This is a genomic window from Streptomyces sp. SID4985, assembly GCF_009863025.1.
Lineage (GTDB): Bacteria > Actinomycetota > Actinomycetes > Streptomycetales > Streptomycetaceae > Streptomyces.
Genome location: NZ_WWIR01000350.1, coordinates 1 through 24,395 on the forward strand (window position 1 = coordinate 1; position 24,395 = coordinate 24,395).

Genomic DNA, 24,395 nt, shown 5'->3' on the forward strand with positions numbered 1-24,395 from the left:
GCAGCCGAAGGCAGCCGCTCCGGCCGCCGAGGGCCCCGAGCTGATCACCCTGCGCGGCCCGGCCGCCGCCGTGGTCAAGAACATGAACGCCTCGCTGGAGCTGCCGACGGCCACCTCGGTCCGCGCGGTCCCGGTGAAGCTGCTGTTCGACAACCGCATCGTCATCAACAACCACCTGAAGCGCGCCCGGGGCGGGAAGATCTCCTTCACGCACCTGATCGGCTTCGCCATGGTGCAGGCCATCAAGGCCATGCCGTCCATGAACTACTCGTTCGGCGAGAAGGACGGGAAGCCCACCCTCGTCAAGCCGCCGCACGTCAACCTCGGTCTCGCCATCGACCTGGTCAAGCCCAACGGCGACCGCCAGCTGGTCGTCGCGGCGATCAAGAAGGCCGAGACGCTGAACTTCTTCGAGTTCTGGCAGGCCTACGAGGACATCGTCCGCCGCGCCCGCGAGGGCAAGCTGACCATGGACGACTTCACCGGTGTCACGGTCTCCCTGACCAACCCCGGCGGCCTCGGCACCGTCCACTCGGTCCCGCGCCTGATGCCCGGCCAGTCGGTCATCATGGGCGTCGGCTCCATGGACTACCCGGCGGAGTTCCAGGGCACCAGCCAGGACACCCTGAACAAGCTCGGCATCGCGAAGGTCATGACGCTCACGTCGACCTACGACCACCGGGTGATCCAGGGCGCCGCCTCCGGCGAGTTCCTGCGCCAGGTCTCGAACCTTCTCCTCGGCGAGAACGGCTTCTACGACGACATCTTCAAGGCGCTGCGCATCCCCTACGAGCCGGTCCGCTGGCTCAAGGACATCGACGCCAGCCACGACGACGACGTCACCAAGGCCGCCCGCGTCTTCGAGCTGATCCACTCCTACCGGGTCCGCGGCCACGTCATGGCCGACACCGACCCGCTGGAGTACCAGCAGCGCAAGCACCCCGACCTGGACATCACCGAGCACGGGCTCACCCTCTGGGACCTGGAGCGCGAGTTCGCCGTCGGCGGCTTCGCCGGCAAGTCCCTGATGAAGCTGCGCGACATCCTCGGCGTGCTGCGCGACTCGTACTGCCGCACCATCGGCATCGAGTTCATGCACATCCAGGACCCCAAGCAGCGCAAGTGGATCCAGGACCGCGTCGAGCGCCCGCACTCCAAGCCGGAGCGCGAGGAGCAACTGCGCATCCTGCGCCGCCTGAACGCGGCGGAGGCCTTCGAGACCTTCCTGCAGACGAAGTACGTCGGCCAGAAGCGCTTCTCCCTGGAGGGCGGCGAGTCCGTCATCCCGCTGCTCGACGCGGTCATCGACTCCGCGGCCGAGTCGCGCCTGGACGAGGTCATCATCGGCATGGCCCACCGCGGCCGCCTGAACATCCTCGCCAACATCGTCGGCAAGTCGTACGCGCAGATCTTCCGCGAGTTCGAGGGCAACCTCGACCCGAAGTCGATGCACGGCTCCGGCGACGTGAAGTACCACCTGGGCGCCGAGGGCACCTTCACCGGCCTGGACGGCGAGCAGATCGCGGTCTCCCTGGTCGCGAACCCCTCGCACCTGGAGGCGGTGGACCCGGTCCTGGAGGGCGTCGCCCGCGCCAAGCAGGACATCATCAACAAGGGCGGCACGGACTTCACCGTCCTGCCGGTGGCGATCCACGGCGACGCGGCCTTCGCGGGCCAGGGCGTGGTGGCCGAGACCCTGAACATGTCGCAGCTGCGCGGCTACCGCACCGGCGGCACGGTCCACATCGTCATCAACAACCAGGTGGGCTTCACCGCCGCCCCGGAGTCCTCGCGCTCGTCCATGTACGCCACCGACGTGGCCCGCATGATCGAGGCCCCGATCTTCCACGTGAACGGCGACGACCCGGAGGCCGTGGTCCGCGTCGCGCGGCTCGCCTTCGAGTTCCGCCAGGCGTTCAACAAGGACGTGGTGATCGACCTCATCTGCTACCGCCGCCGAGGGCACAACGAGTCGGACAACCCGGCCTTCACCCAGCCGCTGATGTACGACCTGATCGACAAGAAGCGCTCGGTGCGCAAGCTCTACACCGAGTCCCTCATCGGTCGCGGCGACATCACCCTGGAAGAGGCCGAGCAGGCGCTCCAGGACTACCAGGGCCAGCTGGAGAAGGTCTTCACGGAGGTCCGCGAGGCCACCGCGCAGCCCGCCCAGGGCGAGTCCCAGGCGCCGAGCGACAACTTCCCGGTGGCGGTCCCGACCGCGATCTCCGCGGAGACCGTGAAGCGGATCGTCGAGTCCCAGATCGACATCCCCGACCACATCACCGCCCACCCGCGGCTGCTGCCGCAGCTGCAGCGCCGGGCGACCATGGTCGAGGACGGCACGATCGACTGGGGCATGGGCGAGACCCTGGCCATCGGCTCGCTGCTCCTGGAGGGCACCCCGGTCCGTCTCTCGGGCCAGGACTCCCAGCGCGGCACCTTCGGCCAGCGGCACGCGGTGCTCATCGACCGGCAGACCGGCGAGGAGTACACCCCGCTCCAGTACCTCTCCGAGGACCAGGCGCGGCTGAACGTCTACAACTCCCTGCTCTCCGAGTACGCGGCCATGGGCTTCGAGTACGGCTACTCGCTGGCCCGCCCGGACGCGCTCGTGATGTGGGAGGCCCAGTTCGGTGACTTCGTCAACGGCGCGCAGACCGTCGTGGACGAGTTCATCTCCTCGGCCGAGCAGAAGTGGAACCAGACCTCCGGTGTGGTCCTGCTCCTCCCGCACGGCTACGAGGGCCAGGGCCCGGACCACTCCTCGGCCCGCCCGGAGCGGTTCCTGCAGCTCTGCGCGCAGAACAACATGACGGTCGCGATGCCCACGCTCCCGTCGAACTACTTCCACCTCCTGCGGTGGCAGGTCCACAACCCGGACCACAAGCCGCTGGTCGTCTTCACCCCGAAGTCGATGCTGCGCCTGAAGGCGGCGGCCTCGAAGGCGGAGGAGTTCACCTCGGGCGAGTTCCGTCCGGTCATCGGCGACAGCACGGTCGACCCGGCCGCCGTCCGCAGGGTCGTCTTCTGCGCGGGCAAGGTCTACTACGACCTGGAGGCCGAGCGGGTCAAGCGCGGCATCACGGACACGGCGATCATCCGCCTCGAGCGTCTGTACCCGCTGCCGGGTGCGGAGGTCCAGGCGGAGGTCAACAAGTACCCGAACGCCGAGAAGTACATCTGGGCCCAGGAGGAGCCGGCGAACCAGGGCGCGTGGCCCTTCATCGCCCTCAACCTGATCGACCACCTGGACCTGGCCGTCGGCGCCGACGTCCCGGCGGGCGAGCGCCTGCGCCGCATCTCGCGTCCGCACGGCTCCTCCCCGGCGGTCGGCTCCGCCAAGCGCCACCAGGCGGAGCAGGAGCAGCTGGTGCGCGAGGTCTTCGAGGCGTAGCCCTGCGCGGGCCGCGTTGAGCGGGGCCCGGCTTCCGGATTCGTCCGGGGGCCGGGCCTTTCTCATGGGGCGGGGTCGCTTCCAGGGTCCCGACCGCCTCTCAGACGACGGACGTCGACGGACCAGGCAAGGTCTGGGACCGCCTCTGCCGTCCAGCGTTCGACGGGGAGTTCCCAAAGCAGCTCATCAAGAAGCCGGTACACGACCCTCGTGTTTCCCTGAACCCGGTGCGCCGCGCTCCACAGCGCCTCGCGCACGACGGTGAACAGCCTGTCCATGGGAACGGGTGAGGACGCGTGCTCGCTGTAGAGAATTCCTTCCCCTTGCAGAAGGCTCAGCTCATAGGTATAGCCGCCGGACCGGTCGGGACGGATTTCCACCGTCAACTCGCAGTCGGTCGCACCAGGTTCGGAAAGTCCGCGCAAGGTCTGCTGCTGCCTGATCCACTGCTGGAGGCGCTGTCGTGCACCGGACACACGTGCTCTGTCGGCGAGATGGGCCCAAACCCGGGCCGCGTAGTGGACCACGGCGACGGTACCTCCCCTCGCGTACTCCAGGCCGGCCCCGTCGCGCCAGCTCCGGGGCGGATGGTCTCCCGTCGGCTCCCCGGCGGACGCCATCCTTCTCCACACCTGGCCCGGCCCGGCAGGAGGGGGCAACTCGGCGAACAGGCCGTACAGTTCACGCTGCCAGGGCATCGGCCTCACCGCCCCCGAGACTGTCCGACGGGCGTGGTAGCGGTCGTGTTCACGGACGATGTCGTGCCACAGCTGCGAGCTCTCGGCGTCGAGGTCGCACAGCTTCCGGAGCACCTCGATCCGTACGGCCTTGCCGCCGCTTTTCCGGTCGATGGGAGGACCGGTAACCATGCCCACGACCGAACCGTCCCGAGCGCTGAGAACCGGCTCCCCGACGCCTCCACCGGGCAGGTCGCCGACGAGACGCATGGTGTCGCTGCCCGGTTCTCCTTCACCACGTGCGGGACAGAGCCTGACCGGCGGCTCGTTCATCATGCGCGTCGTGCCGCACAGGACCACGTCGTCGGGTCGGACATCCGGAGCGTCCGTGATCCACAGGCACGGGGTTCCGCGTGCCTGTGGGACCCGGAACAAGGCCACTTGCCCCAGCACCCGCAGCAGGTCGCCCCGGTGTCTGCGCCCGTCCTCGGTGACGACAGTGACCATGTTCTGTTCCCCGTCCACGTACGGCGGCCGCACCAGACGTACCGTGCTGACCAGGAGTCCCGGCGCGATGAAGAAGCCCGTATAGGCCCCCTCCAGGCGGCCGTACACGCGAGCAAGAGCTCCCTCGACCCGCCCCGGCTCCACCGGCGTTCGGGTCCGTTCCTGGCTGACGCCCAGAGGTTCCAGCCGCAACACGGGAGCGCGCTCGCTCCACCGTTTCGGGGGACGGCCGAGGATCAGGACATGGCCGCCGTCGAAGACCTGACCGGCGAGTTCGTCCGAGTCGTCGCAGTCGTCGAAGACGATCAGCCAGCGCAGCGCGGTCGTCCGCAGGACCTGGCGAAGCTCGGCCAGCCGGTCGGCGACGTCACCTCGCGAGGGGATGCCGAACTCGACCCCCAGATTGGCCAGCCGTTCCCGGCGCTGCTCGGCGGACCCGGACCGCACCCACCAGACGACGTCGTACGCGGAGGCGTGGTGGCGCGCGTACTGGGCCGCGAGCGCCGTCTTGCCGGTGCCCGGCCCCCCGGTGAGGGTGCAGACGCCGTATGCCGTCAGACTCTCCCGCGCCGCCTCCAAAAGTTCGTCCCGCACGGACAGATCCTTGGGGGGATCGGGGACTCCATCCACGACACGCAGCGTCGGCCCCGGGAAGTCCGGCCCGTCCCCGGCCGCGTCCCGGCGCTCGACACCAAGAAGGTCCAGCAGCCGCCCGCCCGCCTCGGACTCCGTGGTGTCCCACAGCGGCGTCACCCGTTCCAGCTCCGCCACCCACGAGAAGGGCACGGGCCGTACGACGGAGACGGCGTCGAACCGGTCGTCGCCGCTCTTCGCGAGACCGCGCAGCGGGTTGACCAGGCGGAAGTCGGCGTGCCAGCTTCCGAGGAAGAGCACCGTCCGGTGCGGACTCCCGGCATCTCCCGCGCCCCGCACAAGCTCGCGCAGCTCCCCCGCTCCCCCGTCGAACCTCCGCAGCGCCACCTCCTTGCCGTGGGAGGCGAGGAGATGGGCGGCCCACCGGGCCCACGGCGCGTCCTTCTCGGCGTGCACGAGGTGGTACGTCTCCTGCCGTACGACGGGCACGCTCGCGCCGAACCGTCCGGCGACCAGGGAGGAGACCACGGCGAACGCGTCCGGCACCGCCTCCGTACCGCCGTCGTCCGGGAGCTCCGCCCGCGGACCACCGAGTCCGGCCAGGGCGAGGGCGGGGAAGTTGCGGGCGCGGCGGCCGAAGTGGCGTTCGACGTAGTCGCCGCAGTGCTTGAGGATCAACTGGGCGTCGCCGAGCGGGAGAAGACGCAGCAGGGTCTCGCGGACGCCGGGCCGGAAGTCGTACCAGCCCTCGTCCCCGGCGCGTTCCAGCAGGCCGCTCAGCAGGACCTCGGCCAGTACCGTCGGCCCGGACCGCGGCTGCATCGCGCGCTGGACGAGCTGCATCACGGGCAGGGTGAGCGGTACGGCGGAGAAGGAGACCGCGAGCTGGACCGCCTGCCGTGACGCGGAGCGGCGGAAAGCCCGTACCAGGGTCTCCGCGTCGGTCTCGCGCGGTGTCGCGCGCGGGGGTGCCGCCGGATGACCGGCGCTGACCCAGGCCGCGGGGGCGGGGAGCGCCAGGCCCGTGCTGCCGGCCAGCAGCCGGGCCCAGGCGCCCAAAGCGGTGCGGGACAGGGACAGGACGGGGACCGGCGCCGCTCCCGCCGGTGTCCCGCCGTCGGCGGAGGCGAAGTCGAGCCGGGCGCCCAGACCTTCGCGACGCCGCAGGGTGCCGGGCAGCGCGGGCAGATGGGTGCGCCGCCACATGCGCTGGGGCAGCGGCTGTACGACGGCGACGGGCGCGGCCTCGCTCCAGTGGTGGAGGAGCCGTTGCATGCGGCCGGAGCGCCACAGCGGACCGGCGCAGTCGCTCAGGACGAGGGTGAGCTGCCGTCCGGTGGGGTCGCGGAGCTGCTCGGCGCCCCGGCTCGCCCGGACCCCGTCGCGGCTGGTGGCGGCCATGAGGCGGCCGTCCTCGTCCTCACGGAGGTAGTGCGCCGTCACCTCGCGGAAGGCGCCCAGGCCCGCGCAGATCTGGCGCAGTTCGCCGAGAGCGGTGTCCCAGACACCGGTGGAGGTGGACACGTCCATCAGCAGCCGCAGCCGGGCCTCGCGGCGCGTCACGGCGCGCAGGACGGGGAGCACCAGGTGCGTCTCGGCGGCCTGCTCGGCGGTGGCCTGTTCGTCGAGGAGGAGCGCGGGTGTGCGGACGGGCGGGTGGTAGTGCTGGAGCGGTCGCAGGGCCCGCTGGAGGACGAGGGGCTGAGGCAGCGCGGTGGCGGTGGGTACGCGGACCCGAACGGCGTCGGCGTCCGGTCCCGCCGTCGTCGGTACCGGAATCGGGCCGGGCGCGGGACGCTCGGCGTGCAGCCGTACGGGATCGCCGGAGCGGGCGTCCCCACGGCGGCCGGTCCCCGCGTTCTCGGTGTACCAGGCGGGCGGGGTGTAGTCGATCCGGAACTCGCCGGTCTCCTCCGGGTCGTCGGGGTCGAGCGGCGACAGTTCCGGCGTGGCGGGGCCCAGCGCGGGGCGTCCCACGTGCCGCGCGAGCCAGAGCGACTCCGCGAGTTCCCTCGCCGAGGGGTCGGTGCCCAACGCCCTGATGCGCTCGGCCAGTTCACCCAGCTGCCCGTCCGGTGCGGTCATCAGCGCGGTCCGACCCCGTGGTCGCCCTGCTCCAGGGGCCGCATCAGCAGCTCGGCGAGGCGACGGCGGTCGGGCGTGCTGTCGCGGACGGCCTCCTGCGTGAGGTAGATGGCGTTGAGGAGTTGGTCGGCCGCGCGGAGGGCTCCCGGTGCGGAGCTGAGGAAGGTGTGGATCAACTCGCTGTTCGCCGCCGCGTCCTGGTCGCCGAAGTGGGCGCCGACCATGGCGCTCAGCCGGGCCTGTCCCCAGGCGTCGTTCCGGGGCGAGGGGAGGTCGAGGTGCAGACAGCGACGCAACAGCGGTGCGGGGAAGTCGCGTTCGCCGTTGCTGGTCATCACCACGATGGGGAACGCGCGGCAACGGACGCGCCCGTTGCGCACCGTGGCGTTCTCGTCGTCGTCGGTGAGCACCTTCGTCTCGCTGTCCCGGCCTCCTGCGCGCTGCAGTTCGGGGATGCGGAACTCGCCCTCCTCCAGCGCGTTCAGCAGGTCGTTGGGCAGGTCGATGTCGCTCTTGTCCAGCTCGTCGACGAGCAGGACCCGGGGCCGTTCGTAGGGCAGCAGGGCGGTCCCCAGCGGGCCGAGCCTGATGTACTCGCCGATGTCCCGGTGGTTCTCCTGCCGCAGCTTCGCCATCTGCGTGTCCTGGAGGCGGGCGATGGCGTCGTAGGTGTACAGGCCGTCCCGCAGGCTCGTGCGGCTGACGATGGGCCACTGGAGGACCCGGCCGAGGCCCAGTTCGTGCGCGATGGCGTGGGCGAGGGTGGACTTGCCCGAGCCGGGATCGCCGGTCACGAGCAGCGGACGGCGCAGATAGATCGCCGCGTTGATCAGTTCCAGTTCCTCGGGACGCCAGGCCGGGCGCCGTCCCGGGGTGCCCAACCGGCGCGCGGATTCGGTGCCGAGGGGTGGTACGGAGGTGATGACGGGGTCGCCGTCGAAGGCCCGCCAGGGCGGGGGTGCGGGCAACGAGCCGATGGCGTCGTGCGGTTGGCCGGTGCCCCGGTAGATGTGCCAGTCCGTCGCGGGGGTTTCGGGGGTCGCGGAGGTCTCGGGGATCTCGGTCACGGGGACTCCAGGAGGTCGTCGCAGAGCGGGATCGGGCGTCCCGGGTCGTCGTAGAAGAGGGCGAGGTGTTCGGCCCAGTCGGCGTCCGCGTCGGCCTGGCTGACGCGTTCCCGCAGGACACGCACCTGCTCGGGCAGTGCGGTCGTCCGATGTGCGGAGCCGAGCAACTCCGAGGCTCTGCCGTGGAGTTCGCCGCACGCCGATCCACAGCCGTGCGCGTGCTCGGCCCGGAGGTTCCAGAGGATCACGCCGAAGCCCTCGTCGATCGCCTGGGCCAGCGCGGCGGTGGTTTCGGCGGGCGGTCTGCAGAGCACCGGGACCGCGCCCGGCGGGGCGTCGTGGAAGGCCGTGGCGGCGTAGGCGTCCGACGCGACGGGCAGGGCCTGTGGTACGCCCGCCGCGAGCGCGTGCCACCGGTCGCGCCAGATCCGGGACGGTTCGCCCCGGCGCTTCAGACAGCGCAGCACCACCTGCCGGTGCACCCCGAACGGCCGCTCGGCGGGATGCGGCCGCAGGCTCCGTACGACCGGGCTCGGCCGCCACAGATGGGCGTCCACGCCGAACTGCTCGACAGGCAGCGCGATTTCCAGCCGCGCCCGCCGGTCGCTGTCGAGCCGCCCGAAGGCACGGGTGAGCGGTTCGTTGAGGAGGTACGGGAGTTCGGCGAGGGACGCCCCCTCACCGTCGGTGTCCTGGTCCACGACGCGCACGGTCTCGGGGCCAGCGGTCCAGGCCCAGATCCTCCAGTGGAAGCGGTCGTGCGGGCGGAAGAGGTCGGGTTCCAACTCCACGGCCACGACGGGGCCTTCGTCCCGGGCGGCACTCGCCGATGCGGCGGTGTGCACTGGTGCGGCGATACGCACCGGCGCGACGGCGGCCGCCGCCACAGCAGGGGCCGGGCACGCCACGGCCCCACGGAGCGCGGGCGCCTGCTTCGCGACCCCCGTCAGCAGCGCGCGTACGGCGTCGGGCAGCCGTGCGGCCCGCTGCTCGACCCATTTCTCCAGCGCCGACGCGGCGTCCGGTACCCGCTCCGCGTGCATCCGGGCCACGACGCGCAGATAGTGCAGCGCGACGATGTCGGCGCTCTCGGGCCGGTCGTGGAGGCGGCCATGGCCGTCCCGCCAGTCCTGCGGGGCGGTCTCGTCGTCCCAGAGCATCTCGTCGCCGAGGACCTCGTCGACCAGCCCCTGCAGCTGGGCCGGTGAGTCCGGCGGGGGCAGGGCGGCGAGGAGGGCACAGGCCTCGGCGCTGTCCCGGGGGCTCCACGGGTGCCCGTCCGCCCCGCCCGCCTCGACCTGCGCCTTCACCCAGGACAGCGGCCCCTCGACCTGCCGGTGCCAGGTGTCGTGGGCGCGGATCAGCGCCGCGTACGGGTCGGCGCCGAGGCCGCGCTCGGCGCCCACCGGAACCGCCGCCCGGAAGCCGCGCAGGGCGGTGACCGCCACGGCCAGACCGCCGTCCTTCTCCTTCCGGCGCGCCTTGACCACGCCGACGACCACACCCCGCCGCACGTCGAGCAGCGGGCCGCCGGACGCTCCGTGCGGGATCTCCACCTGAGGCGCGAGCGTCAGTCCGTGCGCGCCGTCCCTGCCGTTGCAGTCGGTCTGCCCCGTCCAGCGCTGGGGCGCGCCCCCTGCGGGCGTCCGCCAGCCATGGGCGGTGACGGTCAGCGGCGCGTCATGGCGGTCGGTGAGCCGTACGCACGCGTGGTCGCCGCCCCCGGCCACGCGGACGAGGGCCAGGTCCTGCTCGGGGTCGGTGCCGCCGCCGAGCCGGTAGGCCAGGCGCGCCCGCGCGTCCAGTCCGTTGTGTCCGCGCACCCGCAGCGGGCCGGTCTTTTCCGGCTCCCCGGCGGGCCGCAGCACGTGCGCGCAGGTCAGGACCCAGCCGGGAGCCACGAAGAAGCCGCTGCCCCAGAGCGTGTCCGCTGCGCTGTCGGGCCCGATCCGGACGGTGGCGCGCAGCAGCAGCGCGTCGAGCTTCCCCGTCATGCCGTGACGGTGCTGTCCTCATCGGCTCCCGAACGGGGCGCGGGAAGCTGCGCCGACCGCCAGGTGAGCGTGATGGACAGGGCGGCCTTGGCCTCGCCGTCCGCGAGCAGCGCGACCGCCTTGCCCGGCTTGACGGCGAGTTCGACGCCGAAGGTGGTGCTGACCTCGTCGGGGGCGACCGTGCGCGCCGCGTCGAGCACGGCCCGGCCGACTCCCCGGACGAGTTCGTTCAGCTGGTCGACGCGGGCCGCCATGTGGTCGAGGGCGCCGACGTCGTCGTACGAGAACTCGTCGTCGCCGGGCAGCTCGGCCGGGTCGAGGACGCTGACGCGCGCCAGTACCGTCCCTCCGCCGGGCAGCTCGATCTCCTGAATCCCGCGGTGGTCCATGACTCCCCCGTGCCGCGGCCCCGGCCCGGCTTCCGCCGGGCGGTCCGCCGTGTGCGTGACGACCCTGTCCGGAGCCATTGTGCCGGGGGCGGGGGCGCGAGGTGGGCGGTTCGGCGAGGTCGGGGACGGTTCGGGAGGTCGGGAGCGGTTCGGGAGGTCGGGAGCGGTTCGGCAGGGTGAGGGCGCTCGTCCGCCGGGCGGCTCCAGTGCATAACCTGGAGGCGAACGGCCTGCGGACCGGGCCCACCCCAGGAGAGCATTCATGTATTTCACCGACCGAGGCATCGAGGAACTGGAGAAGCGGCGCGGCGAGGAGGAGGTCACCTTCGAGTGGCTCGCCGAGCAGCTGCGCACGTTCGTCGACCTGAACCCCGACTTCGAGGTCCCGGTGGAGCGGCTGGCGACGTGGCTGGCGCGGTTGGACGACGAGGACGACGAGTAGGGCCCCTCGGGGAGACCCCGCCTCTTTCGGCAGGCCCGCGACTCTTTCGACAGGTCCGCGACCGGACGGCTTCGGCTTCCGGTCGCGGGCCTGTTGTCGTCGATGCCTCCGTACGCGCGTCCGTACGCACTTCCGCCCACGCGTCCGTCCGCGCTTCCACGCGCCCCCACCACTTCCCCGGACACCCCACGGCCTCCCGGGCTCTCACGAAAGAGTGTCTTGACTTCCGACAGCCACGATATATCGTGTTTCCCGTAGACGCGATATGGCGCGTCGTGCCGCGTGCCCTTGCCGAGGAGGCCCCATGTCCGAGTGGTCCGTCGCCGAGCCCCAGAAGCTCGCCTTCGACGCTCCCGTGAGCGAACTGCACGTGCGCGTCGTCAATGGCCTGGTGAACGTGGTGGGCACGGAGGAGGGTCCCGCCCGCCTGGAGGTCTCCGAGATCGAGGGCCCGCCCCTGATCGTCACCCAAGAGGGCGGCACGCTCACGGTGGCGTACGAGGACCTGCCCTGGAAGGGCTTCCTGAAGTGGCTCGACCGCAAGGGCTGGCGGCGCAGCGTGGTGGTCTCCCTCGCCGTGCCCGCGGACACCCGCGTGGAGGTGGGCGTGGTCGGCGCCGCGGCGGTCGTCTCGGGGCTGCGCGGCCCGGCGGTGGTCAAGGGCGTCACCGGTGACGCCACCCTGGTCGGCCTCTCCGGCGCGGTCCGCGCGGACACCGTCTCCGGCAATCTGGAGGCCCAGACCGTCACCGGCGACCTGCGCTTCAACTCCGTCTCGGGCGACCTGACCGTGATGGACGGCTCCGGTCCTTCCGTGCGCGCCGACTCCGTCAGCGGCTCGATGATCGTCGACCTGGACCCGGCGGGCCCCACCGACGTCCGGCTGAACAGCGTCTCCGGCGAGATCGCCATCCGCCTGCCGCACCCGGCGGACACGGAGGTGGAGGCGAACACCGCGAGCGGCACGATCTCCAACGCCTTCGACGGCCTGCGGGTGTACGGCCAGTGGGGCGCCCACAAGATCGCCGGCCGGCTGGGCGCGGGCAAGGGCAGGCTCCGGGCCACCACGGTCTCCGGTTCCATCGCCCTGCTGCGCCGCCCGGCGGACGAGGACGCGGACGGCCCGTCGGCGGGCCCCGGCACCGGTCCGGGGGACAATTCCTTCACCGGCCGGGGCGACGACGCCACCCGGAACCCCGCCGACGGCACGACCGACAAGAAGGTGCTCTGACATGCCTCCCGTCTTCGCCCACGGCCGCCTGCGCCTGTATCTGCTGAAGCTGCTCGACGAGGCGCCCCGCCACGGCTACGAGGTGATCCGGCTCCTCGAAGAGCGCTTCCAGGGGCTGTACGCCCCCTCGGCGGGCACGGTCTACCCCCGCCTGGCCAAGCTGGAGGCGGAGGGCCTGGTCACCCACACCACCGAGGGCGGCCGCAAGGTGTACGCGATCACGGACGCGGGCCGCGCCGAACTGGCCGACCGCAGCGGCGAACTCGCCGACCTGGAGCTGGAGATCCGCGACTCGGTCGCGGAACTGGCCGCCGAGATCAAGGCCGACGTGCGCGGCGCGGCGGGCGATCTGCGGCGCGAGATGCGCGCGGCCGCGACCGAGGCCCGCCAGGGCGCCCGGACCGGCTCCGCCCAGTCCCACGCCTACGGGGACCAGGGCGACCGGGGCGACGCCGAGTCGTGGCGCGCCGCGAAGGAGGAGCTGCGCCGGGCCAAGCAGGAGTGGAAGGAGCAGGCCCGCCGCGCCAAGGACGAGAGCCGCCGGGCCCGCGAGGAGGCCCAGCGGGCCCGCCGCCAGGCCCAGGAGGCACAGTCGCGGGCACGGGCCCAGGCACAGGAGGAGCTCCAGCGCGTCGCCCGCCGGGTCCAGGAGCGGGTGCAGGACGCCTTCGGCCGGGGTGACTGGCCGACCGGCGTCCGCGAGGGCATCTCTGAACTGGCCCGGGAATTCGGCGAGTTCGGCAAGGAGTACGGCACGTCCTCCGGCCCCGGCCGGAACTCGGCCCGCGCGGGCGGTCCCTTCATGGAGCCGGAGTTCTCCACCACCCCGGAGGACTTCCCCGCCGAGTACGCGCCGGAGTGGGCGCACGAGGACCCGACCGGCGACCCGGCGCGCGACCTGGACCGCCTCCTCGACCGCTTCCGGGACGACATCCGGGACGCGGCCCGGGACCGCGGCGTCACCGACGACCAACTCCGGGAGGTCCGCCACCGCCTCGCGACGGCGGCGGCCCAGGTCGGCTCCATATTGCGCCGCCCACGGGTCTGAACCGACCGGCACCGGGGCGGGCGGTTCAGGGAGTGAGCACGATCTTCCCGAACTGCTCGCCGGATTCCAGCCGTTCGAAGCCCTCGCGGGCGCGGTCCAGCGGCAGCACCTCGTCGATGACGGGCCGCAGACCGGTGACGGAGCAGAAGGACAGCAGGTCCTCCAACTCGTCCTTGGTGCCCATGGTGGAGCCGACGACCTTCAGCTCCAGGAAGAAGATGCGGGTCAGTTCGGCGTGGGAGGGCCGGTCGCCGCTGGTCGCGCCGGAGATGACCAGCGTGCCGCCGGGCCGCAGCGACTTCACCGAGTGGGACCAGGTGGCCGCGCCCACGGTCTCGATCACGGCGTCCACCCGCTGCGGCAGCCGCGCCCCCGGCTCCACCGCCTCGACGGCGCCCAGCTCCAGGGCCCGCTTCCGCTTCGCCTCGTCCCGGCTCGTGGCGAAGACGCGCAGCCCGGCCGCCTTGCCCAGCATGATCGCGGCGGTGGCGACCCCACCGCCCGCGCCCTGCACCAGGACCGAGTCACCGGGCCGCACCCCGGCGTTGGTGAACAGCATGCGGTACGCGGTCAGCCACGCCGTCGGCAGACAGGCGGCCTCGGCGAAGGACATGCCCGTCGGCTTGGGCAGCAGGTTCCAGGTGGGGACGGCGACCTGCTCGGCGAAGGTGCCCGGGTAGCGCTCGGTGAGGATCGAGCGGGGCTCGCGGGGGCCGACTCCGTGGCCGGTCTGCCCGATGACGGAGTGCAGGACGACCTCGTTGCCGTCCGCGTCGACCCCGGCGGCGTCGCAGCCGAGGATCATCGGCAGCCGGTCCTCGGGGAGCCCGACGCCCCGCAGGGACCAGAGGTCGTGGTGGTTGAGGGAGGCGGCGCGGACGTCGACGGTGCTCCAGCCGGGCCGCGCCTCGGGGGCCGGGCGCTCCCCCGACTCGAGGCCGGACAGCGGCTGGTCACGGTCGATCCGGGCGGCGTAGACAGCGAACATGGGCCCGACGATAGGTTCCGTCCCACCCCGCGCGGAACCGTCGGACGGTGTGACACACGCCCTCTTGCCCCCGACACCCGTGCGGCGCAACGGACTTCGCGCGCCGGCCACGACGACGGAACGACAGAACGGCCCCGCCCGAAGAGGGCGGGGCCGTTCTCGCACCGGACGCGGCCGCTACGGCACCAGGCCGATCGCCACCGCGCCCGAAGGCGTCAGCGCCGGGCCACGCCCTCCGCGCGGGCGGCCGCCGCGACGGCCGCCGTCACGGCGGGGGCGACCCGCTCGTCGAAGGGCGAGGGGATCACGTAGTCGGGGGCGAGGTCGTCGCCGACGACGGCGGCCAGCGCCTCCGCGGCGGCGATCTTCATGCCCTCGGTGATCCGGCTGGCCCGCACCTGGAGCGCCCCGGCGAAGATGCCGGGGAAGGCGAGCACGTTGTTGATCTGGTTGGGGAAGTCGGAGCGCCCGGTCGCGACGACCGCCGCGTACTTGTGCGCGACCTCGGGGTGGATCTCCGGGTTCGGGTTGGCCATCGCGAACACGAAGGCGCCCTCGGCCATGGAGGCGACGGCCTCCTCGGGGACCGTACCGCCGGAGACGCCGATGAAGACGTCCGCGCCCACGAGCGCGTCCTCCAGCGAGCCGGTGATGCCCGCCTTGTTGGTGAAGGAGGCCACCTCCCGCTTGACGTCGGTCAGGTCGGTGCGCTCCGCCGAGACGACGCCCTTGCGGTCGGCGACCGCCACGTCCCCGATGCCGGCCTCGACCAGCATCCGGGCGATGGCGACCCCGGCCGCTCCGGCGCCGGAGATGACGGCGCGCAGCTGCCCGATCTCCCGGCCGCTGAGCCGGGCCGCGTTCCGGAGCGCGGCCAGGGTCACGACGGCCGTGCCGTGCTGGTCGTCGTGGAAGACCGGGATGTCCAGCCGTTCCTGCAGGCGCCGTTCGATCTCGAAGCACCGGGGGGCCGAGATGTCCTCCAGGTTCACCCCGCCGAAGGAGGGGGCGAGCCGGACGACGGTCTCGACGATCTCGTCCACGTCGGTGCAGGCGAGCGCGATCGGCACCGCGTCGACTCCGCCGAACTGCTTGAACAGGATCGCCTTGCCCTCCATCACGGGCAGGGACGCCTCGGGACCGATGTCCCCGAGGCCGAGCACGGCGGTGCCGTCGGTGACGACGGCGACGACCGAGGACTTCCAGGTGTAGTCGTTGACCAGCTCAGGCTGCTGAGCGATCGCGGTGCACACGCGCGCCACACCGGGCGTGTACGCGAGGGAAAGGTCGTCCTTGTCGCGGATCGGCACGGTGGCCCGCACGGCCATCTTGCCGCCACGATGCAGCGCGAACGCCGGATCGAAGGAGTCCAGGGGCTCGGCCCCGCCCTCCGGTCCGGTACCGCTGTCGCTGCGAGGATTGACGATCTCCGCTGCCACTTTGTCTTACCCCTTAGGTATGCATGGTTGAGGGTCGGCCGCTCCGGGTGAGGAGCGGGCGGGCACCGCGTACGCCTCGTCGAAGGTGAAGCGGGAGCACATACGCGACGGGCGCGCCGCACACGCGCCCTGAGCCCCGGATGAGGGGTGTAAAGAACCTTCTTACCGGACGGACGGGCCGACCACGAGTCCATTGGGCGCAAGGTCACATGGCGCGGCCGCGCGACGACGCCCGGCGACGACCGGTCCGCGCCCGCCGGTCCGGCCCCGAACCGCCCCCGTCTCCGGGTGCGCGAATACCCCGAATGCGCGTGGAGTGGTGTTGTACCGACCTGAACCGGTTCGAGTTCACCCGTTATCCGATTTTGACATTGTGACGGCCCTGAATGGCCTGGTCCGAATGGCAGGATGCCGTAAACCCACGAGGTCGCGACACACGAAGGTGTGTGTTGTCGTCGTCCCATCGGACCTCTTCCCATCCGCCGGAGGAACCCACGATGACCGCAAGCTCCACCCGTCGCACGACCACTCGCACCCGGCTTGCAGCGGGCGTTTCGATCGCGGTCGCGGGCACCCTGCTCCTCAGCGGCTGCGGTGACCAGACGAACAAGTCCAGTGACTCCGGCTCGTCGTCGGCGCCGCTCGCCTCCAAGCTCCCCAGCGACATCAGGGACAAGGGTGTCGTCGAGGTCGGCTCCGACATCGCGTACGCCCCGGTGGAGTTCAAGGACTCCTCCGGCAAGGTCGTCGGTCTCGACCCCGACCTCGCGGCGGCCATGGGCAAGCAGCTCGGTGTGACGTTCAAGTTCAACAACGGCACCTTCGACACGCTGCTCACCGGTCTGCGGTCGGGCCGCTACGACATCGCCATGTCGGCGATGACCGACAACAAGAACCGTCAGCAGGGCATCGACCCGGACACCGGCAAGAAGGTCGGCGAGGGCGTCGACTTCGTCGACTACCTGACCGCCGGTGTCTCGATCTACACCCGCAAGGGCGACACCAAGGGCATCACGACCTGGTCCGACCTGTGCGGCAAGAAGCTCGCCGTCCAGCGCAGCACGGTCTCGGAGGACCTGGCCAAGCAGGAGGCCAAGAAGTGTCCGAGCGGCAAGAAGCTCAGCATCGAGGCGTTCGACGACGACCAGCAGTCCCAGACCCGCCTGCGCTCGGGTGGCGTGGACGCGGCCTCCTCCGACTTCCCGGTCGCCGCGTACGCGGTGAAGACCTCGGGCGGCGGCAAGGACTTCCAGATCGTCGGCGACCAGGTCGAGGCGGCGCCCTACGGCATCGCCGTCTCCAAGAAGCAGGCGCAGCTGCGTGACGCTCTCCAGGCCGCGATGACCGCCCTCGTCAAGAGCGGCGAGTACGAAACCATCCTCAAGAAGTGGGGCGCCCAGGACGGCGCCGTCAAGGAGTCCGTGATCAACGGCGGCAAGTGACCGCGGCAGCGACGCGGCCACTGAGAGGCAACACCCGTGACTGACATCGAGAAGACGGCCGGGGAGCAGAGCACTCCCCCGGCCGGCCCGGAGGCCATCAAGGCCATCCCGGTCCGGCACTACGGCCGCTACATATCCGCCGTCGTCGCCATCGCGATCCTCGGCGCGATCGTCTACGCCTTCAGCCAGGGCGAGATCAACTGGGGCGCGGTACCTGACTACTTCTTCGACAACCGGATCCTGACCGGCGTCGGCAAGACCCTCCTGCTGACGGTCGCGTCGATGGCGATCGGCATCCTCGGCGGCATCCTGCTCGCGGTGATGCGGCTGTCGAAGAACCCGGTGACCTCGTCGATCGCCTGGTTCTACATCTGGTTCTTCCGCGGCACCCCGGTCCTGGTCCAGCTGGTCGTCTGGTTCAACCTGGGCCTGGTCTTCCACACCATCAACCTCGGCCCGGTCTACAAGGACGAGTGGTCGGACTTCATGACCCCGCTCCTGACCGCGCTGCTGGGCCTCGGCCTCAACGAGGCCGCCTACATGGCGGAGATCTGCCGCGCCGGTCTGCTCGCCGTGGACGAGGGCCAGACCGAGGCCGCCCACGCGCTGGGCATGAGCCACAGCAGGACGCTGCGCCGGATCATCATTCCCCAGGCGATGCGGGTGATCGTGCCGCCGACGGGCAACGAGGTCATCAACATGCTGAAGACGACCTCGCTGGTGTCGGTCGTCCAGTATCCCGAGCTGTTCCGCTACGCCCAGGACATCGGCCAGAACTCCGGTGCCCCGGTGGAGATGTACTTCCTCGCCGCGGCCTGGTACCTGATCATGACCTCCGTGCTGAGCGTGGGCCAGTACTACATCGAGCGGTACTACGCCCGCGGTTCCAGCCGCAGCCTCCCGGCGACCCCGTGGCAGAAGGTCAAGGCCCACCTGACGACCTTCTCTAGCAGGAAGGTCACGGCATGACCGACAAGCTGACCAAGTCGGACGCGGAGAACGCTTCCGTGGCGATGGTGAAGGCCGAGGGCGTCCACAAGTCCTTCGGTGCCGTCGAGGTCCTCAAGGGCATCGACCTGGAGGTGAAGCCGGGCGAGGTGTTCTGCCTCATCGGCCCCTCCGGTTCGGGCAAGTCGACCTTCCTGCGGTGCATCAACCACCTTGAGAAGATCAACGCCGGGCGGCTGTACGTCGACGGCGAGCTGGTCGGCTACCGCCAGAAGGGCGACAAGCTGCACGAGCTCAAGGACAGCGAGGTCGCGCTCAAGCGCCGGGACATCGGCATGGTCTTCCAGCGCTTCAACCTGTTCCCGCACATGACGGCCGTGGAGAACGTCATGGAGGCCCCGGTCCAGGTCAAGGGGCAGAGCAGGAGCGAGTCCCGGGAGCGGGCGATGAGCCTGCTCAACCGCGTGGGGCTGGCCGACCGGGCCGGGCACTACCCCTCGCAGCTCTCCGGCGGCCAGCAGCAGCGGGTGGCGATCGCCCGGGCCCTGGCGATGGACCCGAAGCTCATGCTGTTCGACGAGCCGACCTCGGCACTCGACCCGGAACTGGTCGGCGACGTCCTGGACGTCATGCGCGACCTGGCCGAGTCGGGCATGACGATGGTGGTCGTGACCCACGAGATGGGCTTCGCCCGTGAGGTCGGCGACAGCCTGGTCTTCATGGACGACGGTGTGGTCGTCGAGTCCGGCAACCCCCGCGACGTCCTGACCGACCCCCAGCACGAGCGGACCAAGTCGTTCCTGTCGAAGGTCCTCTGAACCGTGCTCCGCGACGGCGGATGCCGCCCGCTCCCTCACCGGGACGGGCGGCATCCGCCGTTCTCGTTCCAACTGGGCACACCCTGGGCCTACTTCAGCGCCAGCAGCAGCGTGTCCGACGGCGAGCACCACACCGGCCGGGCCTCCGCGAACCCCTTCTCGCGCAGGGCGGACGCGTGCCAGGCGGCGGACGGGGTCTCGCCGTCCGCGTGTTCACCGTAGATCTCGAAGCGGCGGGCGGTCGGCCCGGCGAGCACCGGGTCCACGGCGGCGAGCCGCCACCAGTCGGCCCAGTCCAGGACGCCCGCCCGCCGGGCCGCCTCCATACGGGCGTGCCGCTGGACGCGCTCGGCCGCGTTGATGCGGGGCGTGGTCTCGTCGGGCATGTGGTCGGCGTTCATGAAGACGCCGCCGTCACGGGTCAGTTTCGCGAGGCGACCGTAGAGATCGGTGAGGTCGCCGAGGTGCAGCCAGTGGAGCGCGGTGGCGGTGAGGATCGCGTCGTACGAGTCGTACGGCAGCGCGGCCGTCCACTCCGGGTCCTTGAGGTCGGCCTCCACGAAGGTCACCCGGTCGTCGCCCGCGAAGGTGCCGCGGGCGATGGTGAGCAGGGCCGGGTCGAGGTCGACGCCGGTGCTGACGGCGTTCGGGAGGCGGTCGAACAGCCGGGCGGTGATGGTGCCCGTGCCGCACGCGAGGTCGAGCACCCGCGGGGCCGGTCCGGCGAACGCCTCGACCATGTCGAGCATGATCCGGAACCGCTCCTCGCGGTCCGGCAGGTACCACTCCTGCTGCCGGTCCCAGCTCTCCTGCCACGCGGCCCAGTCCGTACCGATGCTGCTGGTCATGATTACCCGCCCCTCCCCCATCAGACGTAATACCCTGGAAGGGCGAACGTCTGTTACCCGCCCGCCGACACGACCATAGAGCGCCCGCGTAAGGATTACTAGTGGAACTGGCCTATTACTCGGACTACGCCGTACGCCTCGTCAACAGCGAGGAGCCGGCGCGGGGCAAGGACTCCCTGACCTCCGTCGAGGCCGTCCGCGACCTCTTCGGCGCCAACGCCCAGGCGGCCCGGCGCGCCACCGACGCCGACGTGACCCGCTTCCGCTCGGTACGGGCGCGGCTGCGCGGGGTCTTCGAGGCGGCCGACCAGGGCGACGAGACCCTCGCCGTCGACCTGCTGAACTCACTGCTCCTGGAGTTCCCGGTCAGCCCGCAGATCTCCGGCCACGACCACCGCGACGAGGACGGCCGCCCCCTGTGGCACATGCACCTGGCCGACCACCCCTCCAACGCGACCGCGGGCTACGCCGCCATCGCCGCGATGGGCCTCGCCTTCCACCTCACCGAGTACGGCGTGGACCGCCTGGGCCTGTGCGAGGCCGCGCCCTGCCGCAACGCCTACCTGGACACCTCGACCAACCGCTCCCGGCGCTACTGCTCCGACCGCTGCGCGACCCGCGCCAACGTCGCCGCCTACCGCGCCCGCAAGCGCCTGGCGGCCGACCGGTCCGAGAGCAGCGGCCTGGCGGCCGAGAACAGCCAGCGGGTCAGCGCGCGCGGCGACCGCTGACCGCCGAGCGGGCGGTAGCGCAGCCAGGCCCGGCCCAGGATCAGCTCCTCGGGCACGACGCCGTAATCCGTACTGTCCCCGCCCGCGTACGGGTTGTCGCCGAGCACCCACCAGCCGCCCTCGCGCCGCTCGGCGGCCCGCTTGACGACCAGCAGATCCTGCTGGAAGGGGTGGCGCAGGACGACCACGTCACCGGGCCTGACCTGGGCGCCGTACCGCAGCAGCAGCCGGTCCCCGTGGTGCAGCGTGGGCACCATGGACGGCCCCGTGACCTCGGCCAGCCCGAAGGGCGGCAGCACCCTGCCCCGCTCGGTCTCCTGCGACAGCTCCGGCATCCCCGGCACCTCCCCGGTCCGTTCCTCCACAGTCTCAGTCTGACCGTTCCTGGAGGCCGAGTGGGAGGGAGTCCGCCCACCGGCCGTTGTCGCGGTCCAGCCCGGCCGCGCACCGGGCCTTCAGGTCACCGGAAGCGGGCGAACCGGGGTGGTCACCCCCCACTTCCACCACCGACTTCCGCCCGAAGCCGTCCGCCACCGCATCCAACGGCCGCCACCCACGAAGGTCACCCATTCGACACACGAACTCCCGTTCCTCACAACGCGATCACCCAGCAGAACCCGGCCATCCACGCGTGCCGGACAACGCTGCACCTTGTTGCACAACAGCGGCCGGCGACCCCGGACTTTTGTCCTAAGCCCTGGGGGGCACTCGGGAAAACCAGTCCCTCAGGGAGTAATGTCCCACCTGAGAAGACGATCACGAGGAAGGAACGCTCCATGCTTTCCCGCCTGTTTGCCCCCACGGTCACGGTGAGCGCTCACTGCGACCTGCCCTGCGGCGTGTACGACCCGGCTCAGGCCCGCATCGAGGCGGAGTCGGTGAAGGCCATCCAGGACAAGATGGCCGCCAACGACGACCCCCACTTCCAGATCCGCGCGACGGTGATCAAGGAGCAGCGCGCCGAGCTGGCGAAGCACCACCTTGACGTGCTGTGGAGCGACTACTTCAAGCCCCCGCACTTCGACAGCTACCCCGAGCTGCAGAACCTCCTCAACGAGGCCGTGAAGTCGCTGTCCGCCGCCAAGGCCTCCACCGACCCGGCGACGGGCCAGAAGGCGCTGGACTACATCGACCAGGTCGCCAAGATCTTCTGGGAGACCAAGAAGGCTTGATCTCCGGTCATGCCGCTTGACCTGCGATTTCCTAAGTTGCAGCGTCTCCCCCAGGCCGCACCCGGCCCGCAAGACCCTCCGCCCACGGCGGACGTCCTGACGGTCCGGGTGCGGCCTTTCTCCGGTCACTCCGCCCGATTTCCGCTCGCCGCGGCAGGCGCGGCAGGCGCAGCAGGCGCGGCAGGCCGAGGAGGGACCGATGGGGGGCATGACAACGGACCGCACCCGCAAGGCGATCACCTCGATTCGCTCCACTCTCGCGGTCTACCAGCGCGGCGCGTTCCCGGCGCCGCCGATCTCGCCCGCCGAGCCCGCGAGGCCCTCGCCTGGCATGCCCGACAACCCGCCCGGTGAAGGGATGACCGTGGTTCAGCCGACAACCGACGCCCGGCCGAAGGCCCTCGAGCCCGCGCTCGAATCCATGACCCTCCTGGTCGCCGCCGTCATCGTCCACGACAGGGCCACCAACCGCGTCGTCCTCCTCCAGCGCGGCGAGAACGCCAAGTTCGCCCCGGGCCTGTGGGACCTCCCCGTCGGCAAGAGCGAGCCGGGCGAACCGGTCACCAGGACGGCCGTCCGCGAGCTTTACGAGGAGACCGGCCTGACGGTGAAGCCGGAGTCCCTCGAGGTCGCTCATGTCATCCACGGCGCCTGGGGCGTCGAATCCCCCAACGGCTTCCTCACGGTCGTCTTCGCCGCCCACGAGTGGGCCGGCGAGCCCGAGAACCGGGAACCGCTCAAGCACAGCCAAGTCGGCTGGGTCGGCGTCGACGCCATCCCCGAGAACTGCGTGGAGACCACGTCAAGCGCCCTCCGCCGATACCTCACGGGAGGCCCGGACGTCTCCCTGCACGGCTGGCGATAGAAGCGCCAGGTACCGGGCACGTCGTCGCCCTACGGCTTCGGGAGTACGGCAGGCGCGGGCAGGTCGAGGGCACGAGCGAGAGCCGCGCACACAGGAACGGCATAGTCAGGCACGTGCAGGGCCGCCCAGCCGATGGCAAGGCGATGGAACGCGGCCAGGTCACGTTCCGCGTCGGCGAGCAGGCGCCGCAGGTCGGTGATGGGCAGCTCGATCACAGGGCTGTCCTGCTGCTCGGCGTCAACGGTCAGCCGCGCCACGTCGCCTGTCCGTTCGGCGAGCGGGGAGGGGTCGTGACCGAAGGAGGCCCAGCCGTCGCCATCGATGACCGCAAGCCAGTCGCGTCGTTCGTCCAGCCCGTTGCAACAGCCCGGCGACAGGACGATGCCAGTGGCTGTATCAGTCACCCGCAGGCCACCTGCGGCGAAAAGGTCGTCCATGGTGAGAAGCCCATGCAGGAAGTTCCCCAGTGGATCGGTAGGCGGCTTCGGCCGCCCCTCACCCTCCAGGTCGACGTTGTTGCACGCGGCAATGCACATGACGGCCGTGCCGACCTCGACATGGCTGAGCGCACCGCCGAGCGGAAGGAAGCCGTAAGCCCCGCACTCGGCCACCGGCCAGAGGTCGAAGCCATCGGTGGCACAGGTCTCCAGGACGGGCTGCAGGACGATCATCCCAAGAGCGTGCGGCACCCCTGGGGGCTGGCGCATTCGAATACACCCCTGAGCTCTGGAAAGTGGTCAGCCTTTGAGTAGGACCAGGGCGGGCGCGGTGCCCGCAGGGAAGATTCCCGCAGGTCACCGCACCGGAGCCCCCGACGACCGTGCGGGGTCAGGGGGCGCACGGGGTCGGGGGCTCCGGGGTAGGGGGGCGATGGGGTCAGTTGGTCCGGCGGGTGACGAATTCCGCCAGGGCCAGCAGGCCGCCCGCCGTCTCGGGGGCGGGTACGGCGCGGGAGAGTTCCTGGACGGCGCGGGCCATGCGGTCAGCCGCCTCGGCCTGGGCCCAGTCGCGGCCGCCCGCCTGTTCCACGGCCAGGGCCGTGCGGGCGATCTCGCCGTCGTCGTCGGCATAGGGGCGGGCGTACAGCGTGGCGAGTTCGGCGGCCGCCGGGGTGCCGGAGGTGAGCGCGGCCACGACCGGCAGGGACTTCTTGCGGACCACGAGATCCGCGCCGGCCGGCTTGCCGGTGCGCCTCGGGTCGCCCCATATGCCGATCACGTCGTCGATCAGCTGGAAGGCGAGGCCCGCCTGGCGGCCGAAGCCGTCCATGGCCGCCACTTCGGCGGGGTCCGCGCCCGCGTACAGCGCGCCGAGCGCGCAGGCGCAGCCCAGCAACGCGCCCGTCTTCGCCTCGGCCATGATGAGCACCTCGGCCAACCCGACCTCGGTGGGGGCGCGTTGCTCCAGCGCCGTGTCGGTGTGCTGGCCCGCGCAGAGTTCGATGACGCACTCCGTGAGACGGGCCGACGCCTCCCGCGCCGCCGGGTGCGGGTCGTCGGCGAGCAGCCGCAGGGCGAGGGCCTGGAGCGCGTCCCCGGCGAGGATCGCGTCGGCATCGCCGAAGACGGTCCAGGCGGTGGGGCGGTGCCGACGGGTGGTGTCGCGGTCCATCACGTCGTCGTGCAACAGCGTGAAGTTGTGGACCAGTTCGACCGCCGCGGCGGCCCGCACCGCCGCCGCCCGGGCGGACGGCCCGCCCAGCGCGGACGCCGC

Annotated in this window: 20 protein-coding genes; 10 read left to right on the forward strand and 10 right to left on the reverse strand. The window is 71.4% G+C overall.

Going from position 1 to position 24,395, the window contains the following annotated elements:
* Window positions 1-43 precede the first annotated feature (43 nt).
* Window positions 44-3,397, forward strand: coding sequence for a multifunctional oxoglutarate decarboxylase/oxoglutarate dehydrogenase thiamine pyrophosphate-binding subunit/dihydrolipoyllysine-residue succinyltransferase subunit (locus tag GTW40_RS14880; RefSeq protein ID WP_343245703.1), 3,354 nt, complete (start codon window positions 44-46; stop codon window positions 3,395-3,397).
* A 62-nt stretch (window positions 3,398-3,459) separates the two neighbouring features.
* Here the strand turns inward: GTW40_RS14880 and GTW40_RS14885 are convergent, their stop codons facing one another.
* Genes GTW40_RS14885 through GTW40_RS14900 form a run of 4 tightly spaced genes read right to left on the reverse strand, consistent with a single transcriptional unit; the run spans window position 3,460 to window position 10,710 of the window.
* Window positions 3,460-7,260, reverse strand: a complete 3,801-nt coding sequence (locus tag GTW40_RS14885) for an SCO5717 family growth-regulating ATPase (protein WP_161180671.1) — start codon at window positions 7,258-7,260, stop codon at window positions 3,460-3,462.
* Window positions 7,260-8,327 carry a MoxR family ATPase gene (locus GTW40_RS14890; protein WP_343245702.1) on the reverse strand — a complete coding sequence of 356 codons (1,068 nt, stop codon included), beginning with the start codon at window positions 8,325-8,327 and terminating at the stop codon, window positions 7,260-7,262. Before GTW40_RS14890 ends, GTW40_RS14885 begins: the two co-directional genes overlap by 1 nt.
* Complete coding sequence (locus GTW40_RS14895) at window positions 8,324-10,321, reverse strand: trypsin-like peptidase domain-containing protein (RefSeq protein WP_161180672.1); 1,998 nt, start codon at window positions 10,319-10,321, stop codon at window positions 8,324-8,326. Before GTW40_RS14895 ends, GTW40_RS14890 begins: the two co-directional genes overlap by 4 nt.
* The gene (locus GTW40_RS14900) at window positions 10,318-10,710 is read right to left on the reverse strand and encodes a CU044_2847 family protein (protein ID WP_161180673.1); all 393 of its coding nucleotides are present in this window, start codon (window positions 10,708-10,710) and stop codon (window positions 10,318-10,320) included. The genes GTW40_RS14895 and GTW40_RS14900 overlap by 4 nt, the downstream gene beginning before the upstream one ends.
* A 262-nt stretch (window positions 10,711-10,972) precedes the next feature.
* Here GTW40_RS14900 and GTW40_RS14905 point away from each other — a divergent pair, with 262 nt between their 5' ends.
* The 3 genes from GTW40_RS14905 (at window position 10,973) to GTW40_RS14915 (ending at window position 13,431) form a co-directional block, all read left to right on the forward strand.
* The gene (locus GTW40_RS14905; RefSeq protein WP_003992906.1) at window positions 10,973-11,152 is read left to right on the forward strand and encodes a DUF6104 family protein; all 180 of its coding nucleotides are present in this window, start codon (window positions 10,973-10,975) and stop codon (window positions 11,150-11,152) included.
* Window positions 11,153-11,456: 304 nt separating this feature from the next.
* Window positions 11,457-12,383: a DUF4097 family beta strand repeat-containing protein gene (locus GTW40_RS14910; protein WP_161180674.1), complete on the forward strand. Its 927-nt coding sequence runs from the start codon at window positions 11,457-11,459 to the stop codon at window positions 12,381-12,383.
* 1 nt (window position 12,384) lies between these two features.
* Window positions 12,385-13,431 carry a PadR family transcriptional regulator gene (locus tag GTW40_RS14915; RefSeq protein WP_161180675.1) on the forward strand — a complete coding sequence of 349 codons (1,047 nt, stop codon included), beginning with the start codon at window positions 12,385-12,387 and terminating at the stop codon, window positions 13,429-13,431.
* Window positions 13,432-13,456: 25 nt separating this feature from the next.
* On the opposite strand, the gene GTW40_RS14920 is transcribed toward GTW40_RS14915, so the two are convergent.
* On the reverse strand, window positions 13,457-14,419 hold the full coding sequence (locus GTW40_RS14920; RefSeq protein ID WP_161180676.1) for a zinc-binding dehydrogenase: 963 nt from the start codon (window positions 14,417-14,419) through the stop codon (window positions 13,457-13,459).
* Between the two features lie 215 nt (window positions 14,420-14,634).
* On the reverse strand, window positions 14,635-15,858 hold the full coding sequence (locus tag GTW40_RS14925) for an NADP-dependent malic enzyme (RefSeq protein ID WP_161180677.1): 1,224 nt from the start codon (window positions 15,856-15,858) through the stop codon (window positions 14,635-14,637).
* Between the two features lie 497 nt (window positions 15,859-16,355).
* Between GTW40_RS14925 and GTW40_RS14930 the strand changes: the two genes are divergently transcribed.
* Genes GTW40_RS14930 through GTW40_RS14940 form a run of 3 tightly spaced genes read left to right on the forward strand, consistent with a single transcriptional unit; the run spans window position 16,356 to window position 19,066 of the window.
* Window positions 16,356-17,300 carry an ABC transporter substrate-binding protein gene (locus GTW40_RS14930; protein WP_161180678.1) on the forward strand — a complete coding sequence of 315 codons (945 nt, stop codon included), beginning with the start codon at window positions 16,356-16,358 and terminating at the stop codon, window positions 17,298-17,300.
* A gap of 36 nt (window positions 17,301-17,336) precedes the next feature.
* Window positions 17,337-18,269, forward strand: coding sequence for an amino acid ABC transporter permease (locus GTW40_RS14935; protein ID WP_161180679.1), 933 nt, complete (start codon window positions 17,337-17,339; stop codon window positions 18,267-18,269).
* Window positions 18,266-19,066, forward strand: coding sequence for an amino acid ABC transporter ATP-binding protein (locus GTW40_RS14940; RefSeq protein WP_272919009.1), 801 nt, complete (start codon window positions 18,266-18,268; stop codon window positions 19,064-19,066). The genes GTW40_RS14935 and GTW40_RS14940 overlap by 4 nt, the downstream gene beginning before the upstream one ends.
* Window positions 19,067-19,155: 89 nt before the next feature.
* Here GTW40_RS14940 and GTW40_RS14945 read toward each other — a convergent pair whose 3' ends face one another.
* Window positions 19,156-19,914 carry a class I SAM-dependent methyltransferase gene (locus GTW40_RS14945; protein WP_161180680.1) on the reverse strand — a complete coding sequence of 253 codons (759 nt, stop codon included), beginning with the start codon at window positions 19,912-19,914 and terminating at the stop codon, window positions 19,156-19,158.
* Between the two features lie 101 nt (window positions 19,915-20,015).
* Between GTW40_RS14945 and GTW40_RS14950 the strand changes: the two genes are divergently transcribed.
* Window positions 20,016-20,645 (forward strand): CGNR zinc finger domain-containing protein, encoded by a 630-nt coding sequence (locus GTW40_RS14950; RefSeq protein ID WP_161180681.1) that lies wholly within the window; start codon window positions 20,016-20,018, stop codon window positions 20,643-20,645.
* On the opposite strand, the gene sodX is transcribed toward GTW40_RS14950, so the two are convergent.
* Window positions 20,549-20,980 carry a nickel-type superoxide dismutase maturation protease gene (gene sodX, locus GTW40_RS14955; RefSeq protein WP_161180687.1) on the reverse strand — a complete coding sequence of 144 codons (432 nt, stop codon included), beginning with the start codon at window positions 20,978-20,980 and terminating at the stop codon, window positions 20,549-20,551. The genes GTW40_RS14950 and sodX overlap by 97 nt on opposite strands.
* A 441-nt stretch (window positions 20,981-21,421) precedes the next feature.
* On the opposite strand from sodX, the gene sodN reads away from it, so the two are divergent.
* Together sodN and GTW40_RS14965 are read left to right on the forward strand one after the other, a co-directional pair.
* A complete protein-coding gene (sodN, locus tag GTW40_RS14960; protein WP_018544452.1) occupies window positions 21,422-21,817 on the forward strand; it encodes a superoxide dismutase, Ni in 396 nt (131 codons plus the stop codon).
* 331 nt (window positions 21,818-22,148) lie between these two features.
* Window positions 22,149-22,682 (forward strand): NUDIX domain-containing protein, encoded by a 534-nt coding sequence (locus GTW40_RS14965; protein ID WP_161180688.1) that lies wholly within the window; start codon window positions 22,149-22,151, stop codon window positions 22,680-22,682.
* A gap of 29 nt (window positions 22,683-22,711) precedes the next feature.
* On the opposite strand, the gene GTW40_RS14970 is transcribed toward GTW40_RS14965, so the two are convergent.
* Window positions 22,712-23,353, reverse strand: a complete 642-nt coding sequence (locus GTW40_RS14970) for a hypothetical protein (protein ID WP_161180682.1) — start codon at window positions 23,351-23,353, stop codon at window positions 22,712-22,714.
* Between the two features lie 205 nt (window positions 23,354-23,558).
* Window positions 23,559-24,395 (reverse strand): polyprenyl synthetase family protein (locus tag GTW40_RS14975; protein WP_161180683.1); only part of this gene is annotated, 837 nt, incomplete at its 5' end.

Excerpts from the sequence above, each read along its gene's own strand:
- GTW40_RS14885 (WP_161180671.1), bottom strand. The coding sequence starts at position 7,260 with ATGACCGCACCGGACGGGCAGCTGGGTGAACTGGCCGAGCGCATCAGG.
- GTW40_RS14895 (WP_161180672.1), bottom strand. The coding sequence starts at position 10,321 with ATGACGGGGAAGCTCGACGCGCTGCTGCTGCGCGCCACCGTCCGGATC.
- GTW40_RS14900 (WP_161180673.1), bottom strand. The coding sequence starts at position 10,710 with ATGGACCACCGCGGGATTCAGGAGATCGAGCTGCCCGGCGGAGGGACG.
- GTW40_RS14905 (WP_003992906.1), top strand. The coding sequence starts at position 10,973 with ATGTATTTCACCGACCGAGGCATCGAGGAACTGGAGAAGCGGCGCGGC.
- GTW40_RS14910 (WP_161180674.1), top strand. The coding sequence starts at position 11,457 with ATGTCCGAGTGGTCCGTCGCCGAGCCCCAGAAGCTCGCCTTCGACGCT.
- GTW40_RS14915 (WP_161180675.1), top strand. The coding sequence starts at position 12,385 with ATGCCTCCCGTCTTCGCCCACGGCCGCCTGCGCCTGTATCTGCTGAAG.
- GTW40_RS14920 (WP_161180676.1), bottom strand. The coding sequence starts at position 14,419 with ATGTTCGCTGTCTACGCCGCCCGGATCGACCGTGACCAGCCGCTGTCC.
- GTW40_RS14930 (WP_161180678.1), top strand. The coding sequence starts at position 16,356 with ATGACCGCAAGCTCCACCCGTCGCACGACCACTCGCACCCGGCTTGCA.
- GTW40_RS14940 (WP_272919009.1), top strand. The coding sequence starts at position 18,266 with ATGACCGACAAGCTGACCAAGTCGGACGCGGAGAACGCTTCCGTGGCG.
- GTW40_RS14945 (WP_161180680.1), bottom strand. The coding sequence starts at position 19,914 with ATGACCAGCAGCATCGGTACGGACTGGGCCGCGTGGCAGGAGAGCTGG.
- sodX (WP_161180687.1), bottom strand. The coding sequence starts at position 20,980 with ATGCCGGAGCTGTCGCAGGAGACCGAGCGGGGCAGGGTGCTGCCGCCC.
- sodN (WP_018544452.1), top strand. The coding sequence starts at position 21,422 with ATGCTTTCCCGCCTGTTTGCCCCCACGGTCACGGTGAGCGCTCACTGC.
- GTW40_RS14965 (WP_161180688.1), top strand. The coding sequence starts at position 22,149 with ATGCCCGACAACCCGCCCGGTGAAGGGATGACCGTGGTTCAGCCGACA.
- GTW40_RS14970 (WP_161180682.1), bottom strand. The coding sequence starts at position 23,353 with ATGATCGTCCTGCAGCCCGTCCTGGAGACCTGTGCCACCGATGGCTTC.